Here is a 21,902-nt window from a genome sequence, read left to right as displayed (position 1 = left end):
TTTTCGCGCATTTCTTCAACACGCTACTTCTTTAGTATACCATATTTGCTTCTGCTTAGCTAAGGGACACCCTTGTGCTTGGTTTTCCGGCGCTTTTAAGTGGCATTTTTTTCGTTTAGGGTGAAAACAAACAGCCCTCCCTCGTCGATTGTTTTCGTTGAGGAAGGGCTGTTGGATATTTGGATATTATTCGGCTGAGACAACAGTTGCGGAGCCTTCGCCCATGACTGCTTCGATGTTTTCCAATGATGTGATGACTGCTTTACCTTTTGGGTTGTTTTCCACAAAGGAAATTGCGGCTTCTACTTTTGGTAACATGCTGCCTGGTGCGAATTGCTCTTCTGCAATCCAGTTGTTCAACTGAGCGACAGTGACGTTTTCTAATTTTTCTTGGTTAGGTTTGTTGTAGTTTACGAAAACATTGTCGACTCCTGTTAGGATAACTAGGAAGTCAGCTTCGACTAATTCTGCTAATTTGGCTGAAGCGAAATCTTTGTCAATGACGGCTTCAACGCCTTCATAACCATAGTCAACTTTTTTAACTGGGATACCGCCACCACCTGCAGAGATTGTAACAAAATCTTGTTCAATCATTGCTTTGATGACTGGGTACTCTACAATGCTGATTGGTTTTGGTGAGGCAACCACTTTACGGTAGCCACGACCAGCATCTTCCACATAAGTATCGCCGGTAGCTTCTGTAGCTGCTTTGGCTTCTTCTTCTGTTAAGAATGGGCCAACAGGTTTTGTAAGATGAGTAAAGGCACTGTCGTTTTCGTCGACAACGACTTGAGTTACGACCGAAGCGACTTGTTTGTCGATGCCGCCTTCGGCTAGTGCTTCATTCATCATGTTTTGTAGCCAGTAGCCAATTGAACCTTGTGTCATCGCCACTAAAGTGTCTAGAGGCATTGCTGGGTTCTTTTCTGAATCTGCTGCCACTTGTTGAAGCAATAAGTTACCGACTTGTGGCCCGTTTCCGTGACTAATAATCAATTGGTGCCCTTGTTTAATTAATTCAATCAGACGTTTGCTTGTGTAACGTAAGGCTTCAATTTGTCCTTTAGCTGATGGATCATCTGTTAAAATGGCGTTTCCGCCCAATGCTACTACGATTCTTTTTCCCATAATTACCTCCGAAAATTTAAATAAATTTCAACACATTTAACATACCTAAGAGAATATCGTTGCCAGAAGTTGCGCCGTAGGCTTGTATCTGCTGGACAGCAGCTTTGAGTTGGCCTGTGTTGTCTGTTTTGATGGCCGTCAAGAGTTTCACCCAACTTAAGTTAACTTTTCCTGCAAACAGTGCCTGATAATAGGCCTGGCTAACGGCTGTCGTTGAGCGTTCTTGTAAAGCTGTTTGGACATAGTCAGACAAGCTATAACTGGGTCTTTCTTGTCCATGGTGACTTGCTGGTAAGGCGGCTTTGACGACCGTGTCAGACAAGTTCGTGTCCCTAGCGACTGCTTGTTCCAGCAATAGCATTCCTTGCAAGAAGTCGTCACCACTAGGCGTCAGGCCAATTCCTGCTCCGATGAATTGGCGAAGCAAGTCTGGCTGAAGAAAGTCCCCTGAAAGTTGGAGCGCAGCTTGATACTGCTCCAATAGCTGGGTCATGTCTGCTCTAAGTGCGAAACCAGATTGAGCGTAGACGTTAGCTGCCTCGAGGCTTTCCTCTAGAGCGCTAGTCTTCAACTGTTCAAGGGTAATCGGCACAATATCTACAGCCACTTTCTCCACGTGACCTGGCACTAATTGTAGCAAATTTGGTCGCGAATAAAAAGTCCACGCCGTCGGTGTGATTCGAACTCTTTGCCCGACAACAAGGGCCTTTTGCAAATGTGAAAAGACCGATGCTTCGAGTGTTAAACCAAAGGCCGATACATCGCCACCGTGTTTACCGACGAATATCAGCTGACCTTGTAAATCTAAATTAAAGCCATTCGGAAAAACCGAATGGACTTTAATTTGCTGATGCGTCTGTTTGCCTAATAAGTCATCAGCCAAATACTGGCTGATGACAAATGAACTAGTCAGTGTTTGTTGAAAAGATTTAGTTGCCACCTTAACTTACTCGCTATCGACGTCAATACCTACTGATTTCGCATAGCCAATCAGTGCTTTTTCGAAACATGCTAGCGGTGCGCGAACTGTCCCTGCACCAATTTGTCCAACACCTGCTTCTTTATGAGCAATCCCTGTGTTGATGATTGGTGTAATACCTGTTTCAACCACTTTACGAATATCAATACCTAAAGTTGAACCTTTGAAGTCCCAGTTAGGAATTGTCCATGTTGGGTTATTCGTGATAGATATTTTCTGCATTTCATCAGAAATCTTCTCAGCATCGGATAGACCATTTAATCCAACGAAGCGTGTTACACCTGGTGCAGCAATCATTGCCATACCACCCACTCCGACAGTTTCAGTAATCGCACTGTCACCAATATCCGCATTCGCGTCTTCTGATGAGTAACCACTGAAGTATAAGCCGTCTGGTGTGTTAACTGGTGCAGTAAACCACTCGTCGCCAAGTTCTGCAATTCTGACACCAAAGTTTTCACCATTACGAGCCATTGTTGTTACAACTGTTCCTTTTTCTACTTTACGAACATAATCAACCATGGCTTTACCAGCGGCCATCATAATGTTCAAGAAGAATTGGTCAGTATCTGCTAAGAATTGGATAACTTCTTGTTTTTCTTTATCATCAATCGGTAATGTCACGATAGATGGTGTAATTTCTTTAAGGAAGACTAATGAACCAGCGATATTACGTTGGTGGAACTCGTCACCCATTGAGATCGCACGAGCAATCATCACGTTTAAGTTCAAGCCTTCTTCAATCGTGCGTAAAGCTTTTCCTAACACTGGTCCTAATGTATTAGCCATCCATGTTAAGCGGTCAACTACTGCTTGAGAGTTTGCACCGAAACGTAACACTTCACCGATACCTTCGTTCATAATACAGTAACCTTTTGTTCCATCAGCTTTGTTTTCAACAACAAATACTGGGAAATTAGCCGTTGTAATCCCACCCATTGGTCCAACCGCACCCACATGGTGACAAGGGATAAATTTAACTTCGCCTGCTTCTAATTGTCTACGTGCATCTTCTTGGTCAGTTGCCCAACCTTCAAATAACATCGCGCCAATCACTGACCCTTGCATTGGTCCGGTCATATTCTCATATTTAATAGGTGGTCCAGCGTGTAACACAAGTTTCTCGTCTGTGTTTAACTCAGGAATCACGTCTTTAGCTGGTTGAGCATCCATTAAGAACGGTTGTGATTCTAAGAAACGGTCAATAATCATTTGGTTATCTTCGTCGATTTGTGCTTCGCGTTTGTCTAATTCATTTAAAATACGGATTAATTTCTTGTTACCGCCGGCACGTGGTCTCCAGTTAAACTGTAAGGCTTCGCCACCATATGTAACGATTGGCTCAGTGAAACTTTCAATTCCCACATTGATTACTTTAGGTTTAGAATTTAATAAGTCGATGACTTTCTCGCTTGCCATTGGTAATTCAACTTTTTCACCAGTATAGTCAACGTGACCTTTATCAGCTACCACTAAATCATGGCCCATTAATTTAAGGGCTGCACGGATTGCACGCGCGTTACTACTTTCAACAATCACGCCAGCTTCTTTCAATGTTCTTACTGATTCAGCATAGTTTTGCGGATCATTATCTGTTCCAACAACTGTACCAATCACATATAAACGACGACCGCTAGCTGCAGCATTATCTAAAGCCGCTTTAATATCTGGAGCAAGCGCACCAGCCATATCTGGATGTGAACCGTAACCTAATACCACATCAAGTAAAATCACGCCCGTTGTTTCATCTTGAATCACTTCACGTAATTTACGTACACGTACGTCTGGATCAATCATTGGGTGTGGCTTACCTTGCGTATACATATCATCACCAAGGTCCATCACTTGGAAGCCTTGAGTGTTTAAGATATACCCTTCTTCGCCTTTAGCATTTTCCAAGCCTAAAGCGTCCGCAATTAAAGTAGCCGCTTCACTTGCTAACGTCCCACCTGAATAAAGACCTTTAACGGTTGTGCCTTCTGCTAACGTTTCCGTTACTTCTAATTCAACTGGATCTAAGTAGTTGGCTTTCACGGTTTCCCCATTTGAAATATCAACCGCAATACGGGCTGCTTCTTCTAATGTATAAGCTAAGGAAACATTACCTACGTGAGCTTCTGGTTTTTCACCTAAGAAAATAGCGACCACTGGTTTAGATAATGATTGTAAAACTTTCATTACGTTATCACGAACTGACTTTGCTGGTGGCTTAGAAATCACTAAAATCACATCGGTTGGATCATGTTTTTCTAAAGCAACCACTGCATCAATCATTGTAGTGGCTTCAACGGCTTCGTTTAAATCGCGTCCGCCGGTACCAATCGCATGTACCACGCCTCCGCCTAAACGGTCAATTAATGTGGTGGCTTCTTGAATACCTGTTCCAGAAGCAGCCACAATTCCGATATTCCCTGGATTTGTAACGTTTGTAAAGGCTAGTGGAATGCCTGATAAGACACCCGTTCCACAGTCAGGACCCATTAATAATAAACCGCTCTCGTGTGCTTTTTCTTTCAAACGAACTTCATCTTCTAACGAGATATTGTCACTAAATGAGAAAACATGTAAACCTGCATCTAAAGCTTTCTCAATCTCATCCGCTGCATAAGTTCCCGGAATGGAAAATAGCGCTAAATTAGCTTCTGGCATTGCTTCTAAAGCGTCATGCCAATTATCTACACTGGTTGTGCCTGATTCTGCTTTTTTATTAGATAAATCGCCTAAGAAACGCTCAACTTCTCCTAATACTAGTTCTAGAACTGCTTCATCGTCTGCTTCAACGACAATTGCCATATCATTTGCGCCAGCTGCCTCTAATTCTGGAGTATGCATACCTGCACTCTTAAAGATATCTTTATTGGCATCCGTTGCCATCATGACTTGCCCTTGTTTCACCCCGTCAACGTCGTTCACTGAGTTTGTTAAAAGCATCAAGTTAATAGAGTCTTGATAATTATTTTTTTGAATCACTGTATGTAACATTATTTAGCCTCCCTTTCCCTTTCATTATAACCGCTTACATGCCTGCTTTAAATGCTTAAACTCTCTAAAACTTCTAATTGTTTTGTCTACTTTGAATAAAATACAGTCACTAGTCACTAATTTTTACAGTTTTAAGCTACACTTAGAGTATCAATTTGACTAACAGGAGGATGCTTATGACTTATAGCCAAGAAATTTATACTTTTGCTAGCTTCAAGGAGTTACCTTTACAAGCAAGCTTTTACCGCCCCTCTCGCACACAGACTTACCTAGCAACTTTAATTTATTTTCATGGTGGTGGTCTCATCTTTGGACAACGTGACGATTTGCCTGAGGTTTATATCGAACAATTGACCGGAGCAGGCTACGGAATTTTAGCAGTTGACTACTTATTAGCACCTGAAACAGGTCTCGACTTAATTCTTGACTATGCTCAAACAGCTATCGAGTGGTTTTTAGAAAATACTGAGTCTGAATTGGGAAACCTACAATTAACGACTCAACGCTATTATTTATTTGGGCGTTCAGCCGGTGCTTATCTAGCCTTATACCTTGCGGCTAAACAAGTTAACGTTGATAAAAATATGCCTCATAATCAGACAATGCAAACAGCAGCCGGTATTATCGCTCTTTATGGTTACTTCAACCTTAATGAAGCCAGTTTCAGTTTACCGAGTCGTCATTACTTAACCTTCAAAGAAGTCTCTCCCGCTTCCATCCAACGTCTAATTGGTCAACAGCCACTGGTGACTGGATCAATGGATGAACGTTTTTTGATTTATTTAGCCGCTCGACAAGCAGGAAACTGGATGGCTAACTTACTACCGCCTCATCAATCGGCTCGTGATTTTTCACTGAGTTATGCCGACTTAAAAACGCTTCCAAAAACATTTATAGCAGCGGCGTCTGGAGACACCGATGTGCCTGTGCGTCAATCTCGTTTAATGAGTCAACACATCCCAGACGCCCAATTGCATATTATTGATTCAGATGATCATGATTTTGACCGAACCCAAGTAGAAACCCATGGTCTTGAGGTCTATCATGCCATCCTTGCGTGGCTGAATTAGTTATATTTTGTCCGATTTATAAGACTTAAGTTGATGCAATTTACTTGTAATCGTCAGTCTTTTCTACTTTAAGTATTCTAAAGCAATGGCTTGGAAACGATCGATAAATTGTAAATAGTCATCGATTTCAATATACTCATTGACTTGGTGTGGCAAGGTCGGCACGCCAGGTCCGTGAAGTAAGAAATCAAACTTTGTTTTAGATTGAGTAAATTGTGCCGCATCCGTTGTAGGTGAAATTCCAATAATTGGTAAGTCACCCACAATTGCTTGGGCCGCTTTCACTAAATCTGAATCTTCAGGTTTTTCAACTGGATAGTTGTTTTGAGTCCATTCAAGTTCTAGACGACCTTCAATCGCTTGGTTAATTTCTTCAATAATTGTTTCCATTAAAGTGATAATCTTTGTATTGTCATAATCTGGAATTGAGCGAATATTGCCTTCCACTACTGCTTTTTCAGGGATACTATTGATTTGATTTCCACCATTAATAATCGTGACCGCATGTGTGGTACGTCCTAATTTAGAATTGTCGTAAGCTTCAGAAATTTCTGCCATCGCACTATTGGCACGGACAATAAATTCTGCCAATTGGTTAATCGAGTTCACACCTTCTTGTGGCATCGAACTATGCGATGATTTACCAAATGAAGTCACTTTATAACTCATTGAACCTTTATGAGCAGTCACTAAACTACCTGCCCCACTGGGTTCTGCTACTAATAAACCATCTAAGTCGTCAGCGTAACCTAAGGCAGTTAATTGCTTAGCCCCGACTGTTCCGATTTCTTCACCGACAGTGGCTAGAAGTTTGATTTTACCATTGAAAGGAATTGCTTTTTCTTTCAATTCAATCATTGCTAAAACTAAACCTACCGTTCCACCTTTCATATCTGTCGAACCACGACCATATAATTTGTTGCCATCAATAACCGCATCAAAAGGCGGGTGAATCCATTCTGATTCATCACCAGCTGAGACAACGTCTAAATGACCAGTGAAGCCTAGTGTTTTACCGGGAGCACTCCCTATTAACTCTGCCACCAAATTACTACGACCGGGAGCATATTCTACTAAGTTTGAAGCAATATCAAACTCTGCCAATAACGCTTGTAAATACTTAGCGACTTCCTCTTCGTGATCGTTTACCGATTTGAAGCGCAACACATCTTGTAAGATTGAAATTTTACGTTCCTTATTCAACTTATCAGATCCTTTCACACTTTTAATACCTTTATGTTACACCAAAAACTGCTATTAGGGAAAAATTACTGACAGCCTTTAAAACAATCGCGATTTTTTGACTACTTATGACAAGGTTTCCTATATTTTTGTAATCTTTCGCATTGCGTCACAACTCACGAGTCTGTCATAATAGAGAAAATACAACTAGGGAGGATGTCTCCATGCAAATAGATTTTTTCTTAACTTTAGAAAAAGTATCTGTCTTATTTCTGTTAATTGTGATTGGTTTTGTAGCCGGAAAAATGAACCTGATCTCTGAAAAAGGTCAAAAAGATATTACTCAGTTAGTACTTTACGTGACAATGCCCGCCACCATTTTCTCTGCCATGCAGCTAGAAATGAGTGAAGAACGTTTAAACACCGCTTTTATGGTCTTGGGTGTGATGGCCTTTTGTTATGTCGTGATGTTCCTTGTAGGCTTCTTTTCTTCTAAACGCTTACCTTTAACAAAAGGGCAAAAGGATATTTTCCAAACAGCCTTATTACTCTCGAACACTTCCTTTATGGGTTACCCGATTGTCCAAAGTTTACTTGGTCAAGAGGCCTTATTCTATGCTGTTGTCGGTGCCGGTTTTATCTTTGAAACTGTCTCATGGTCCCTCGGTGTTTACTTAATTTCACGTAATGGAACAGAAGCAGCTGGTTTTAATTGGAAGAAAGTTGTCTTCAGTCCAGGGATTTTATCAATTGTTGTGGGACTTATTTTCTTCGGCTTCCAGTGGGGCGTGCCCGAACCTCTCAATAGTGTCATCACGATGATGAGTCCGGCCACTTCACCTTTAGCCATGATTGTTATCGGCTTGATGTTATCACGCAGCAACTTAAAAGAAGCCTTCCAAAGCAAGTACATCTATATGGCTTCAGCCTTAAAATTATTGATTGTGCCAATCGTTATCACACTGGCACTTAAAGCCTTTGGTATCGAAGGGCCTGCTTTAGTCATTCCGGTGATTATGATTTCTATGCCAACCGCTACCTACGTGGCAATGTTCAGCGGCAACTACGGTAACGATGCGAAATTCGCCAGTCAAATAGTCTTCATGACTTCCCTACTTTCGATGATTACCATTCCAATCGTCACTTTATTATTCTAAAGCCTAAACCTTCTAACCAACGTGTTAGAAGGCTTTTTTTTATTTCAACATATGAATGAGTATAACTAAGGTGAGATATATTGAGTGAAGCTATCTGGCAACGTCAGGCTTTGATGGTGGGAGGGGGATCCGTGGAGCGAATGGTTCCGTGGAGCGAATGGTTCAGTACTGATGTGAGTCATGATATGAAACAAGAGCTTGGATGCGTTGCTCGAATCGCCTTGATGCCTTCTTCTGTCTTAGCCCGCAATCCATGGAGTTAACATGCACTAGCTCGCCGACCAAACGACTATCCAATCCTTCCACCAAGTATACAGTTCACTTCTGTTTCAAAAAGACTTCTAGCAAAGACCTTGAGACCGGCGGTGTCGTTCGCTGGAAGCTCACGACGATTATAGTTCGCCGCCTGAGCTAAATTTAATCGTCAGGAACGTGAATGACTGACATCCTCTTTCTTTAACCGACTGCTTTGAAGGGATGTATCGATACGTTTCTATTAGGTGCTTCTCCTGATGTGAAATGTTTATTAAGAGCTTCGACCTAGCAGGTGGTGGTTATAACCCAAAAACTCCCTAGCCGTCTTCTGGCTAGGGAGTTTTCTATTGGGGGATGTTATGAATAGATAAACATTGTGTGTTATTTACTATTTTTTGACGAAGTCGCCAGGGAATGCTTCTGAAATGCCGTCTTCCATTGAGTAAACGACTTCACCACGCAAGATTGTTGAGGCTACTTGAGCGCCAATTTCGCGTCCTACATAAGGGCTTATTTGGTTACGGTAAGCCAAATCTTCTGTAGCTAGTGTGTAAGGTGAATTTGGTTTGATTAGGACGAAGTCTGCATCTTTACCAACTTCGATGCTACCTTTTTCTTCAATGCCGAATAATTTCGCAACGTTTGTAGCTGTGACTGCCGCAAATTGAGGCAAGCTCATACCGCGTTTTTGAACCCCTTCGTCAAACAAGATATCAACGTTGTTTTGTACGCCTGAGATACCGCCCCAAGCTTCAAAGGCGTTTTCTTTGTCTTTCAAGTCTGGGGTACATGGTGAGTGGTCAGATGTAATGAAATCAATCTTACCGTTTAAGACTCTTTCCCATAAAGCATCTTGTTGAGCTTTATCACGGATTGGTGGTGAACATTTAACCACTGGCCCAATCGCATCTAACTCATCTGTTTCGAAGTATAGGTAGTGAGTACATGTTTCACATGTGACGTCTACGCCTTCTTCTTGAGCTTTAGTGATCGCATCGACACCTTCTTTACAAGCCACGTGAACGATATGTAAACGACAGCCTGTTTCTTTAGCTAATTCAATGGCACGGTTGATTGGCTCTACTTCAGTAAAGACTGGACGAGACTCAACATAAGCTTTAAGCGTCGTTTCACCATTTTTATAAGCAATATCGCCTAAACGGTCAGTAATTTCTGCGTTTTCCGCATGAATTGATAATATTTTGCCAGTTTTAGCGATTTGCTTCATGCCTTCATATAATGAATAGTCATCAACGTTCATGAAGTCGCCATCGATTGTACGGTCCCCACATGTTGACATGAAAGCTTTATAAGCAATAACCCCGCCTTCGTCTAACTCTTGGATGCCGCCCGTATTCACTGTGTAAGGAACTAGGCCACCGTATGAATAAACATCAGATTTTAATTTCCCTTCACCTGCTGCATATTTGATTTCTAAAGATTTGGCGTCAACTGTTGCTGGCACTTGGTTTAAAGGCATTTCTAAGAATGATGTGACGCCACCTTTAGCTGCTGCAGAAGTTCCTGTGATATAGCCTTCCCACTCGTCACGGTAGCCGCCGCCTGGTTCGGTAATATGCACGTGTGCGTCAATCATACCTGGACTGACTACCAAACCTTCAGCATCGATTACTTTTGCCCCTTCAGTTGCTAGGTCTGTACCAATTTCGGCAATCTTACCGTCTTTAATCGCAACATCTGTTTGAACTTCGCCACCATCTAAGATAACTAAACCATTCTTAATTACTAAATCAAAACTCATTTACTTTCCTCCTAATATTATATTATTTAACTTATTTTATAGCCCCAATGATTGAATCTTTGCTTGCTGTTTTGGTTAACAACCAATAAACAAGGAAGCCAGTACCAAAACCTGCTAACCAAGCAACGTTTGAAATGAAAGCTAGTGCTGGAATAAACTGTCCGCTTAGCGACACGACTAACCCTACAAATGTTGCGATATAGGCTTGAGTGTTTGTGCCACGGTAGATACTTTTAGCAGCTTTATCTCTTTCATCGAAATACAATTGATCTAAGTCAATTCTTTGTTTGTTTAATAAGAAGTAATGAGCGACCATAATCCCGGCAACAGGACCTAATAAAGCACCAATGGCGTTCAAGAAAATATAGATACTATCTGCATTTTCCATTAGTTTCCATGGCATGATAAGGAAGCTGACCACACTGGCGATGATAACGCCGCTACGGTAATTAATATACTTTGGTAAAAGAGCCGTTAATTGGTAGGCTGCTGGAATAATATTACCTGTTGCGTTAGTTGAAATAGTTGTCATTAATAATACCAGTGACGAGATGATAATGGCTGGTGTGCTGTCCCAACTGTTGATGATGTTTAAAACATCCCACTCAGTTGTGCCGGCATTAATGGATCCACCGATTAAAATAACCACACTCGCAAAAGCAAACCCTACGTAGGAAACTAAGAAACTTGCTGTTTGACCGACAACTTGATCTCGTGATGATTTCGCATTTTGAGTAAAGTCTGCCACACTGACGCCTGGTGCTGCCCAAACCGCTAAGACAGATGCAATAATCATTAAGTAACCGACAATTGGATTAAGACCTGCAGTTGCACCGGCCACATCATATGACATAATGTTTTCGATTCCACCTGCGACATTGATTGCCCAGATAGTCATTCCACCAAATACGATGTAAATAATAGGACTTAGAATAGCTGTAAACTTATTTAGAATACCCCCGCCACCTAGACCAATTAACATGTTGGCTGCCCAGAAAATTGTGAAAGCAATTAATCCTGGAATTGAAATTCCTAGAATGCTTGTACCATCACCAATTTGTAAAAAGCCTGGCCATAATTTACTAATTAGAATAAGAAGTGCTTGTGAACCTGTATAGTTTTGTAAACCGAACCAAGCAATGGCAGCTACTCCACCACGTAAGAAACCTGGTAGTTTTGACCCTGTATTACCATAAGTCGATCTTAAATGCATTGAGAAAGGTATGCCGTATTTGGACCCGGCTAAACCGTTCATTGTCATGAATAATGCGACTACTAGTGCACTAACGACTAAAGCGAGCATCACGTTGATTGGCGCCATGCCTAAAACTAGAAAACCACCAACAGCAGCGTAGTTAGGAATGTTATGCACGGAACCCATCCATAAGGTGAAATAGTTCATTAAACCTGTGTGACGTTTTTCTGCTGGCTTGGGTAAAATATCCTCGTTGGTATATCCCCGTGCTTGAAACTTTGTTATTTCCGCTTGCGTGACTTTATAATCTTGAGCTTCCATAAATTGCCTCCTTAAATTAAGTTTTTTAATTTTTAGCAACCGCTATCAATTCATTCAAGTTCATTGTAAGCGGTTAAACCAATTATCGCATTAGCCACAACTGACAAATGAACAACTTTCAGTGTACAATTAGCACAACAGCTGTTAGGAATCCTTATTCTAGCAAGGTTTCATGCGAGTATCTATTATTCATTCTTCAGAATAAAAATCACAAAGGCGACAGCCAATTAATTTTAATGGTATGTCGCCTCGGTATTACAAATTTTTTAGTAGATATTTAGTTAATTAATAAGCTAATTTCTCTAGTGTGCCAGCTAATGCTTGAATGCCTGGTACAATATCTTCAGCTTCTGTATGTTCGGCCGGGTTATGGCTAATGCCATCAATCGATGGCACGAATACCATGACAGTCGGTACACGAGGCGCAAAAATTTGTGCATCATGACCTGCACCCGAATGCATGAGTTGGTAGTTCAAATCATTTTCTCGACAAACTGCTTCTAATGTCTCAACTAATGTTTCATCCATTGGCACTGGGGATTCATCCATCCAATTATCAATGGAAATCTCAATACCCATCTCTTGACAAATTGCTTGCATATCGGCTTCTAATTCTTGAGTGAAGCGGTTTAACGTGTCTTGATTTGTGTGTCGGCAATCAATCGAAAATAAAGTTTCTCCTGGTACCACGTTGACCGTATTGGGTTTAGGCTCCACCCGACCGAATGTTAAGACCAATGGATTACCTTCGGCACGAGCCTTATCTAAACTTTGTGTCACAATGCGAGCAAAGCAATCCACTGTATCTTTACGGTAAGACATTAGAGTCGTTCCCGCGTGATTGGCTTGTCCTTTTAATACAACGTCATAGCGTTTTTGACCTACAATCGCATTCACCACTCCTACTTGTTTCCCTTCTTTTTCGAGGAAGTTTCCTTGTTCAATATGCAATTCAACAAAGGCCGCAATCTTGGCAAATTTTGGTTCACCTTCTAAATAGTCAAAACCGGCTGCTCGCATCGCTTCTTCAAAGCCAACGCCTTCAGCATCTTTGATGGTTTCCACATCCTTTTTATACGCTAAACCGAAGATGTTCTTCGAGCCCCAGAATACATAAGGGAAACGAGAGCCTTCCTCTTCTGCCATGGATATGATTTGTAATGTTTTCTTAGGTTGACCATTTTTTTGGATCAGTTTTTCCATGGCTAAGTAAGCAGCCATAATTCCTAATTGTCCATCTAATCGTCCACCTTTAGTGACCGTATCGACATGGGAACCAGATGCGATGACTTCTTCCGGTTGTTCGCTACCTTCTAATGTGGCAAATAAATTACCCACTGCATCAAATTCACAAATAAAACCTAAGCTTTCAAACTTTTCCTTCAATTGCTTTTGTGCCTCTATCCATGATGGACTGTACAGTAAACGGGTGGTACCTGGTCCTTGTGCATCTGAAATGCCTGCAAGCCAGTCCATCGTTTCATCGACTTCTTGAGGTGTTATTTCTATCATATGATCCCTCCTGATTATATCTTCTGCTTCATTATAAATGAAAGCGTTTCATATGTAGATAGCAAATTCTATAAAATTTGAGATTTAGCTGTTCAATCTGCATAAACCCCTTGCTATAACACACTTTACTTAAATTTTTACTAAAGCACTTCATTTAAACGACCTCGGTGACCTAGAAGTCAAATGCCGTGTCATAGTTAAACTCTTCACTCAGGCTCTTTACACAAGCTCTTTACACAAGCTCTCTAAACAAGCTATTTACACACGCTATTTGCTTAAGCATTCTCCAGAAAAATATTCAAGGCAGCTTTGACGGCTTTTCCGACGTTAATATCTACTTCATAATATACTAAAGCGCCTTCTAGTGCACTCAACACTTGTAAAACATTTTCATGGCGACTGCTGTAACCCATATTACCGATTCGCCAAATTTTTCCGTTTAAGTCTCCGAAACTATTGGCGATTTCCACCCCGAATTGATGCAACATCAATTCCTGTACTTTGACTGCATCCACACCTTGAGGAATGATAACTGGCGTCACTGTCGGCATCTTAGTGTTTGCTTGTCCGTAAATTTCTAGCCCCATCGCTTGCACACCGGCCATAATGGCTTGATTGTTTAAGCGGTGACGGGCATACACTTTCTCGAGACCTTCTTCTAACAATAAACGTAAGCCTTCATGAACACCGTAGATTAAAGTTGTCGCTTCCGTATGGTGATTGATTCTTTGTTCATTCCAATAGCATATCAGTTGACTCAAATCAAGATAATTACTTTGGATATGGCGTTCATTACGCAAATCAGCACTTAAGCCTAACTCTAGTTGATAACGTTCTGCTAACAATTTTTCGATACGTTCATTAAACGTGACAAGTGATAAACCTGCTGGCACGCTCAAACATTTCTGACTGCCTGCTATGGCTATATCAATGCCCCATTCGTCGACTTTCAATTCCATCCCAGCATACGTTGCTACCATATCAACTAAAAAATAAATATTGTTTGCTTGAGTATAAGCACCGATTTGATCTAAAGCTTGCACTTGGCCGTTGGCTGTTTCGCCATGTATCATTGCGACTAATTTAGGTTGAACCTCTTTAATTTTGTTAATAATATCTATTTGCTCAAAGGGACTTTCCCAATCTTTTTCCATCAACACCACTTCTGCACCACAACGTTCTGCGATTTCCGCTAATAAGTAAGCGAAACGTCCATAAGCTGGGATAAGTACTGTGTCACCTCGTTCTAGAATAGCAATCATCGCTGCTTCAATCCCTGAACGTGACGAGCCGTCGACCGCAAAGGCCTGCTTGTTTTGGGTACCAAAAGGTTGTTTGATTAATTCTTTAACTTCATCCATTATCGTTAAAAAAGCCGGGTCGTGTTGACCAAGAATTGAATTACTCATAGCTTGCAGTACTCTAGGATGCACTTCGACTGGGCCGGGCGTCATAATAGTTCGTTTGGGGACTTTGATTGAATGGTACATAAGATGACCTCCATAGTTAATTTTTTAAGTGACTTATCTGCAAAGATTTCTTTGATATTTTGTAATGAGTCACTAATTTAGTTATCTTAGGTATGCAGATTGAACAATGATTCGTTCAGTAGTATACTCATATTATACTCGAAAATTATCGCTAACGAAAAAAATTTACAGCCTTCATTTGAAAATGTATGCGCTGTTGTAACTTAACATCAGTTGCTTATAAATAGAGGGGGACTTTCGATGACAAGTTTGAATGACTTACTTAACTTACCACGTTTTTCAGATATAAAATTAATTACACCTGGTTTGGATCGGATAGATTTGCCAATAAAAAGTGTCGAAATTACGGAAACGCCTGATATTGAACACTTCGTAACAGAAGATTGCTTGTTACTGTCGACTGCCATGGTATATCAAGATAAGCAAGAAGAGTTGCTGCCACTGATTGATTCCTTGCTGCGTGCGAAGGCTGTTGGCTTAGGGATTAAAGTGGGCCGTTTTTTAGGGCAATTGGATGAGCACGTGATTGCTTATGCTGAATCTGTCGGTTTCCCTTTACTTTTGATTCCGGACAATTATTCGTTAGGCTCTTTACTGCATCAATTTCTGGATATCATCTGGGGAACCCGTCATGAAGAATTATCATTTGCTTTAGATATACAAAAGCGTTTTTCAGACCTATTGATTCAAGATGCTTCTAACAAAATAGTCATTGATCAATTTAGTCACATGGTCAAAACACCCGTTATTTTATTAAATCCTTATTGGAAAATATTAACTCATTCGATTCACTTCAATGATTCAAGCAATCGGGCAGATTATTATACAAGTCAATTGTATGATCTAATGAAAACTACCTCTAAACAAGAAGGTTCTTTTCTTATTCAAGACGTTAATCATAAAGAGTTGCATGTGTCTTTAGTACCGATTAAAGTTTACAGCAATTTCCCTCATCACTTGGTGATTTTGAATCCAGAGCATATTCCTTACCCGATTTCGAATTTCGCCATTGAACAAGCTTCGATGGTGCTATCTTATATTCTATTTAAAAATGAACGAATTGAGGACAGTAAGTATGCTCAAGAAGCTGACTTTTATCGGGAACTCATTGACTACTCATCACAAAACCAGCATAAAGCGCCTGATCGTTTGATGAATGAGAAATTTGGTTACATTAAATCTACCTACTATCAGATCATACATGTTTATGATAGCTCAGCCTTAAAGCTGTCAAAATTGACACCTTATGGTGAAGAATTGTTACTAATGGCCTCACGTTGGTTACGTCAAAACATTAAGACGTATTGCCCAGATGCGTTAGTGTTTTATTTCTCTCAAACTAAAGAAGTCATCTTGATGTTGCAAGCAAAGCCAGCTCACTTAGACAAGATTTTATTGAAAATACGGGAAGATATCGCCAACGTTTTACCATTAAAGCTGATTTTCAGTGTAGGCAATGCCTATCCAACGCTTGGCCAAATCGACCAATCACATACTCAAGCTCACTTAGTGTTTGAAGAACGTAAAACACAGCAACTGACAGACACCATTATGACTTATGAAAATAAAGGCATGTTCCATTTGTTTAATCACTTGCAACATAATGATGTCCGGTTTTTCTGCCAAAATATTCTTCAAGATTTTGCTTATCCGGAAGATGCTTCTTTACTAGAATTACGTAAAACGTTACATGTTTACTTAGATTCACAATGTGAAATAGCCCGCACGGCCTCTGCTTTATTTGTTCACCGAAATACGGTTAAATACCGTATTCAGCGTATCGAAGAGACCTTGGGTTTCTCAGTGAATTCGCCAGAAAATTCATTGAACTTGCGTTTAGCTTTAGAGTTAAGCGATGAAAATCAAACGTAATTCCAAAGACTTGAGTCCTAGCTTTTAGTTTTAGCATTTTTTAAGGCGACTAAAACAACAAGACACACGAAAGCCAGTGAACCAGCTCTGTTCGTCAGAGCTGGTTCACACCAGTTTTCGTGTGTTTTTTGTATACTATTTAAAGTCTTATTCTTGAAAAAAGGGTTTAGTTGGCAAATGCGCCTAAACCGTCGTAAGAATTATGGTGGATATCGTCGGATTCCAGATAGGCGATGATGGATTCTGGGATGTCTACGCCGTTGGCCAGGTTGTTGGCGTAACGCTCGTTACTGCCTTGGCCTGGATATTGGACGCGGTCAAAACCGGGTGCAGGCTTGATGCCATTTAAATCATGCATAGTTTTGCTAACGTTGGCTTTAACATGGTCAAGGCCGGCAAATCTTTCTGGATCGATGATGATGTAGATTTGGCCTAAGTCGCGGGTTGCGGTTAGATCAGAGTACATCGATGAGACTTCGCGGCCGAATGGCACGCCGAGTAAGATACCTGATAACATATCAACCATCATCATCAAGCCGTAGCCTTTTGGTCCGGCGATTGGTAATAAGCCGCGGACTGCATTAGGGTCAGTCGTTGCTGCACCTGTTTCGTCTACTGCCCATGTGTCGGGAATTTCGCGGCCTTTCGAGCGGGCGTCCAGTATTTTACCCCATGCTTGAACGGTTGTCGCCATATCAAAAATCAATGGATGCTCGTCGTCACTTGGTGCGCCAAAGGCTATCGGGTTAGTTCCGTAATAAGTTTCTGCACCTCCAAATGGCACAACCATTGGGTCCGATTGCGTCATGGAAATACCAATTAAATTCGCTTCAGCAATTTTACGCATATAGTATGACAATGTACCGGTATGCCCGACGCGAGCTACCCCTACAACTGCCACGCCACTTGCTTTGGCCATTTCAATGGCAGGTTCTAGTGCTAAGTTGGCCACATAATGACCTTGAGCGTTGTCTCCGTGATAGATTCCCGTACTGTCGCCTGTTTTTTCAAAGCGTAAGTTTGGCTGCGTGATAATGCCGCCTTTATTAATTCTTTCGGCATAATATTCGACGCGAACCGCGCCGTGTGAATGCACGCCACTTAAATCTGCATAGACTAAATGATTGGCTGTTTCTTCTGCCTGTTCATCCGTTAAACCAGCTTTATGTAATTTTGCTTTAATTAGTTCGTGCAAGCGTGTGGCTGAAACGGTTACTAATTTTTCTTCTTCATGATTTGACATGTGTTACTCCCCTTCTTCTGTTAGACTAAACGCCTGGATTACGATTGGCATCTTTGGAATACACATAACTCAATGGTTCGTCACGTCCTACGCCATAAGCCGCTTGAGGAACGTAAGCTCCCATAAAGATGTAATCTCCCTTTTCAACTGGGAACCATTGATTGTCTAGATTATACATGCCTTTTCCTGACAATAAATAAGCCCCGTGCTCTTGATAGTGAGTTTCAACATAACCATGACTTGCGCCAGGTTCAAACGACAAGATATGCATGTTCATATCAAAGCCTAAGTCATCCACTGGCAGTAAATCCCATAGTAAAACATCTTCCATACCTTCATAGTGAATCGGCGTAATATCTGAACGGTTGCCAACAACTTTATGCGCTTGGTAACCTTCTAAGGCATCATAGCGACGTTGATACAAGAAGGCTTCAGTCATTTGCGTTTGGTTGTTTTCGAAAAACATTGATTCGTCAACTGGGAAGAATGCATAGCCGCCATCTGTCAATTCGTGAACGTCTCCTTGTGAGTCGCTCACTTTTAGTGCACCTGATAGTACATAAACGAAGGTTTCAATCCCTTCACCACCGAAACCGCTTGTATTCTTGCCACCTTCTTGAAATTCAGCAATAAAATCACTGAATGAGCCGCCTAAACGTGGCGATCCTAAAATTGAAATTCGTGTGTTCTCAAAACCTGGTACCACATTATTTACTAAACCATCATGAGGCAATATCGCATAACGCCCCTGTTTAATCACTGCTCGCGACTCTAACAGACCATCACGGTAACCCGTATTATTATTCTTATAACCCATTATATTCCCTCCAGAATTCTATTATTCATTTCACCTCCAATTGTAAACGCTTTTCACCTTAAACCCAAGTCGCACACCTCACAATTAATGGCAACTAATTGTTGATAATAGCTAATCCTGATAAAATAGTGCTTTGAGTGGGTGTCAGATGGGGCTTGGATCGAACTCTGCTAACACAGTAGGCACTGGAAAGCGACGAGACTGCCGACCCTAAACTACAGTCGGCAATAGACAGCGGCGAGACTGCCGACCCTACACAACAGTCGGCACTGGACAGCGGCGAGACTGTCGACCCTACTACTACAGTCGGCACTTGACTGGCGAGAGACTGCCGACCCTAAACTACAGTCGGCACTTGACTGGCGAGAGACTGCCGACCCTACACAACAGTCGGCACTGGACAGGCCAGAGGCTGTCGACCCTAAACAACAGTCGGCACTGGACTGGCGAGAGGCTGTCGACCCTAAACTACAGTCGGCACTGGACAGCGGCGAGACTGTCGACCCTAAACTACAGTCGGCACTGGACAGCGGCGAGACTGTCGACTCTAAACAACAGTCGGCACTGGAAAGCGGCGAGACTGTCGACCCTAAACTACAGTCGGCACTGGACAGGCCAGAGACTGTCAACCCTAAACAACAGTCGGCACTGGAAAGCGACGAGAATGCCGACTCTAAACAACAGTCGGCACTGGACAGGTCAGAGACTGTCGACCCTAAACAACAGTCGGCACTGGACAGGCCAGAGACTGTCGACCCTAAACTACAGTCGGCACTGGAAAGCGACGAGAATGCCGACCCTAAACTACAGTCGGCAATAGACAGCGGCGAGACTGCCGACCCTACACAACAGTCGGCACTGGACTGGCGAGAGACTGCCGACCCTACTACTACAGTCGGCACTGGACTGGCGAGAGACTGCCGACCCTAAACTACAGTCGGCACTGACCCTAAACTACAGTCGGCACTGGACAGCGGCGAGACTGTCGACTCTAAACAACAGTCGGCACTGGAAAGGCCAGAGACTGTCGACCCTAAACAACAGTCGGCACTGGAAAGCGACGAGACTGCCGACTCTAAACAACAGTCGGCACTGGACAGGCCAGAGACTGTCAACCCTACACAACAGTCGGCACTGGACAGGCCAGAGGCTGTCGACCCTAAATTACAGTCGGCACTGGACAGGCCAGAGGCTGTCGACCCTAAACAACAGTCGGCACTGGACAGCGGCGAGACTGTCGACCCTAAACTACAGTCGGCACTGGAAAGCGACGAGACTGTCAACCCTAAACAACAGTCGGCACTGGACAGGCCAGAGACTGTCGACCCTAAACAACAGTCGGCACTGGACAGCGACGAGAATGCCGACCCTTCACAACAGTCGGCACTGGACTGGCGAGAGACTGCCGACCCTACTACCACAGTCGGCAGGTTCCATCCAAAACCAGACTACCCTCTCACCCAGATTCAGCTTGATTAACCAAGAAGCATCTTTCTACTTCAAAAATTGTTTCTTCTATAAGAATAAACCCCAAAACTAGGAGGTGTCGTTCGTCTTTGACTCACGACGATTAACGTTAGCTGACGCTTTTATAAAACCGTCAGACACTCAGTGGCTGACTCCTTATTTATTTCCACAATTAGCGTGGGCTTGAAGCAAGATATTATTCAGCGTGCATCCCTCACTTTCTAATATACATTTCACAAGACAAATGGGAAAAATCCCAATCACTGTAAGCCAGCCACCCCTACTTTATACATTCTCAGCAAATAAAATCCACCATCCAGCCCCACCGCTCCATACGAACTTAGCGATGACAGTTCTAGAAAGCTAAATAGAAACTATATTTCTCTGCTTAATGTGTGGTATATTATAATCATTAGAACTTTATTAGAATCGAGGTTTATTTATGAAAACTCAAAAATTAGCAGTCATCGGTGCCGGCCATGTTGGTTCGCACGTTTTAGCTTATGCAGCAAAGTCAGAATTGTTTGGCGAGATTGCGGTCATTGATCCGCGTGGGAACATTGCATATGGTGAGGCGCTAGACCAAGACCATGCCACTGGACTCTTGTCAAGGCGTAACATCCATATCCATTCGGGTGGCTATGAAGAAGTAGCGGATGCAGATATCGTGATTGTTTCAGCGACACATGTCTATGCGCCTGAACCTGTTCCAGCTGATCGTCAGGAATTGATGAAGAATAACGCGTCAATTATTCGTGAAATTATGGATAATGTTGTCAAACATACACGTGATGCGATTTTAATTTTCATTACTAATCCAGCCGATACGGTTGCTTACATTGCTGCAAATGAGTATGACTATCCTAGCCAGCAAATTTTAAGTACAGGTTGTATGTTAGACTCCGCTCGTTTACGTCACTTTATTGGACGTCATTACGGCGTCGATCCAAAATCGGTTGCTGGTTATATGATGGGTGAACATGGCTACACAGCCTTTCCTGTCTTAAGTCGCTTAACCGTTGGTGGTATTGCTTTTGATGACTTAGCTGAATACTTCCCGGATGTAGAGCCACTGACAGCCGATCAAATTAAAGAACATGTGGTACAAACTGCTTATGAAGTTTTTGATGCTAAAGTTGGAGTTACCAACGCCGGTGTCGCAGAATCATCCATCGAATTGGCAAGGGCTATTTTGTTAGATGAAAAAGCGATTTATCCAGTCGCAGTCTCTTTCACTAACGGTGAATACGGCTTTGACCAACCGAGCGCCTTCAGCGTTCCTTGTGTCTTAGGACGTCGTGGTGTGGAGCGCCGCTTAATGGTTAGCTTAAACGATTGGGAAACAGAAAAATTAAAGATTTCAGTCGCAAGTATTCAAGCGTCGATTGCCTTAGCAGAATCTTTAAAATAATTTACCCTCCAGACCTTTCCCAGCAATAGCTTGGAAAGGTTTTCTCGTGTATGATTGTC

15 protein-coding genes are annotated in these 21,902 nt (G+C 42.1%); 5 read left to right on the top strand and 10 right to left on the bottom strand.

Features of this window, described 5'->3' with window-relative positions; translation table 11 throughout:
- Positions 1–186 precede the first annotated feature (186 nt).
- Genes arcC through fdrA form a run of 3 tightly spaced genes read right to left on the bottom strand, consistent with a single transcriptional unit; the run spans position 187 to position 5,089 of the window.
- On the bottom strand, positions 187–1,131 hold the full coding sequence (gene arcC, locus ACTQ45_RS05225) for a carbamate kinase (RefSeq protein ID WP_441751809.1): 945 nt from the start codon (positions 1,129–1,131) through the stop codon (positions 187–189).
- Positions 1,132–1,144: 13 nt separating this feature from the next.
- Entirely contained in the window at positions 1,145–2,068 is a 924-nt protein-coding gene (locus ACTQ45_RS05220; protein ID WP_441751432.1) for an oxamate carbamoyltransferase subunit AllH family protein, read from the bottom strand.
- 6 nt (positions 2,069–2,074) lie between these two features.
- Positions 2,075–5,089: an acyl-CoA synthetase FdrA gene (gene fdrA / locus ACTQ45_RS05215; RefSeq protein WP_441751433.1), complete on the bottom strand. Its 3,015-nt coding sequence runs from the start codon at positions 5,087–5,089 to the stop codon at positions 2,075–2,077.
- Positions 5,090–5,265: 176 nt separating this feature from the next.
- Here fdrA and ACTQ45_RS05210 point away from each other — a divergent pair, with 176 nt between their 5' ends.
- Entirely contained in the window at positions 5,266–6,159 is an 894-nt protein-coding gene (locus tag ACTQ45_RS05210) for an alpha/beta hydrolase (protein ID WP_441763121.1), read from the top strand.
- Positions 6,160–6,222: 63 nt separating this feature from the next.
- On the opposite strand, the gene ACTQ45_RS05205 is transcribed toward ACTQ45_RS05210, so the two are convergent.
- Entirely contained in the window at positions 6,223–7,362 is a 1,140-nt protein-coding gene (locus ACTQ45_RS05205; protein ID WP_441751437.1) for an ArgE/DapE family deacylase, read from the bottom strand.
- Between the two features lie 203 nt (positions 7,363–7,565).
- Here ACTQ45_RS05205 and ACTQ45_RS05200 point away from each other — a divergent pair, with 203 nt between their 5' ends.
- Positions 7,566–8,498: an AEC family transporter gene (locus ACTQ45_RS05200; RefSeq protein ID WP_441751439.1), complete on the top strand. Its 933-nt coding sequence runs from the start codon at positions 7,566–7,568 to the stop codon at positions 8,496–8,498.
- A 131-nt stretch (positions 8,499–8,629) separates the two neighbouring features.
- Positions 8,630–8,761, top strand: a complete 132-nt coding sequence (locus ACTQ45_RS05195; protein WP_441751441.1) for a hypothetical protein — start codon at positions 8,630–8,632, stop codon at positions 8,759–8,761.
- Positions 8,762–9,141: 380 nt separating this feature from the next.
- Here ACTQ45_RS05195 and allB read toward each other — a convergent pair whose 3' ends face one another.
- From allB to ACTQ45_RS05175, 4 genes are all read right to left on the bottom strand, one after another.
- Entirely contained in the window at positions 9,142–10,515 is a 1,374-nt protein-coding gene (allB, locus tag ACTQ45_RS05190; protein WP_441751443.1) for an allantoinase AllB, read from the bottom strand.
- Between the two features lie 31 nt (positions 10,516–10,546).
- Complete coding sequence (allW, locus tag ACTQ45_RS05185; RefSeq protein ID WP_441751445.1) at positions 10,547–12,031, bottom strand: allantoin permease; 1,485 nt, start codon at positions 12,029–12,031, stop codon at positions 10,547–10,549.
- Positions 12,032–12,316: 285 nt separating this feature from the next.
- On the bottom strand, positions 12,317–13,543 hold the full coding sequence (gene allC, locus ACTQ45_RS05180; RefSeq protein ID WP_441751446.1) for an allantoate deiminase: 1,227 nt from the start codon (positions 13,541–13,543) through the stop codon (positions 12,317–12,319).
- 275 nt (positions 13,544–13,818) lie between these two features.
- Positions 13,819–15,033, bottom strand: coding sequence for a pyridoxal-phosphate-dependent aminotransferase family protein (locus ACTQ45_RS05175; protein WP_441751448.1), 1,215 nt, complete (start codon positions 15,031–15,033; stop codon positions 13,819–13,821).
- 240 nt (positions 15,034–15,273) lie between these two features.
- On the opposite strand from ACTQ45_RS05175, the gene ACTQ45_RS05170 reads away from it, so the two are divergent.
- On the top strand, positions 15,274–16,905 hold the full coding sequence (locus tag ACTQ45_RS05170; protein ID WP_441751450.1) for a PucR family transcriptional regulator: 1,632 nt from the start codon (positions 15,274–15,276) through the stop codon (positions 16,903–16,905).
- A 166-nt stretch (positions 16,906–17,071) separates the two neighbouring features.
- Here the strand turns inward: ACTQ45_RS05170 and allD are convergent, their stop codons facing one another.
- Both allD and allE read right to left on the bottom strand, forming a co-directional pair.
- Entirely contained in the window at positions 17,072–18,148 is a 1,077-nt protein-coding gene (gene allD, locus ACTQ45_RS05165; RefSeq protein ID WP_441751452.1) for an ureidoglycolate dehydrogenase, read from the bottom strand.
- A 25-nt stretch (positions 18,149–18,173) separates the two neighbouring features.
- Positions 18,174–18,965, bottom strand: coding sequence for a (S)-ureidoglycine aminohydrolase (allE, locus tag ACTQ45_RS05160; protein ID WP_441751454.1), 792 nt, complete (start codon positions 18,963–18,965; stop codon positions 18,174–18,176).
- Positions 18,966–20,874: 1,909 nt separating this feature from the next.
- Here allE and ACTQ45_RS05155 point away from each other — a divergent pair.
- Complete coding sequence (locus ACTQ45_RS05155; protein ID WP_441751456.1) at positions 20,875–21,843, top strand: lactate/malate family dehydrogenase; 969 nt, start codon at positions 20,875–20,877, stop codon at positions 21,841–21,843.
- Positions 21,844–21,902 lie beyond the last annotated feature (59 nt).

The sequence above is a fragment of the Fundicoccus sp. Sow4_D5 genome (genome assembly GCF_052116365.1).
GTDB lineage: Bacteria > Bacillota > Bacilli > Lactobacillales > Aerococcaceae > Fundicoccus.
The sequence above is the reverse complement of the archived record's forward strand: the minus strand, read 5'-3'. Positions and strand labels throughout refer to the sequence as shown.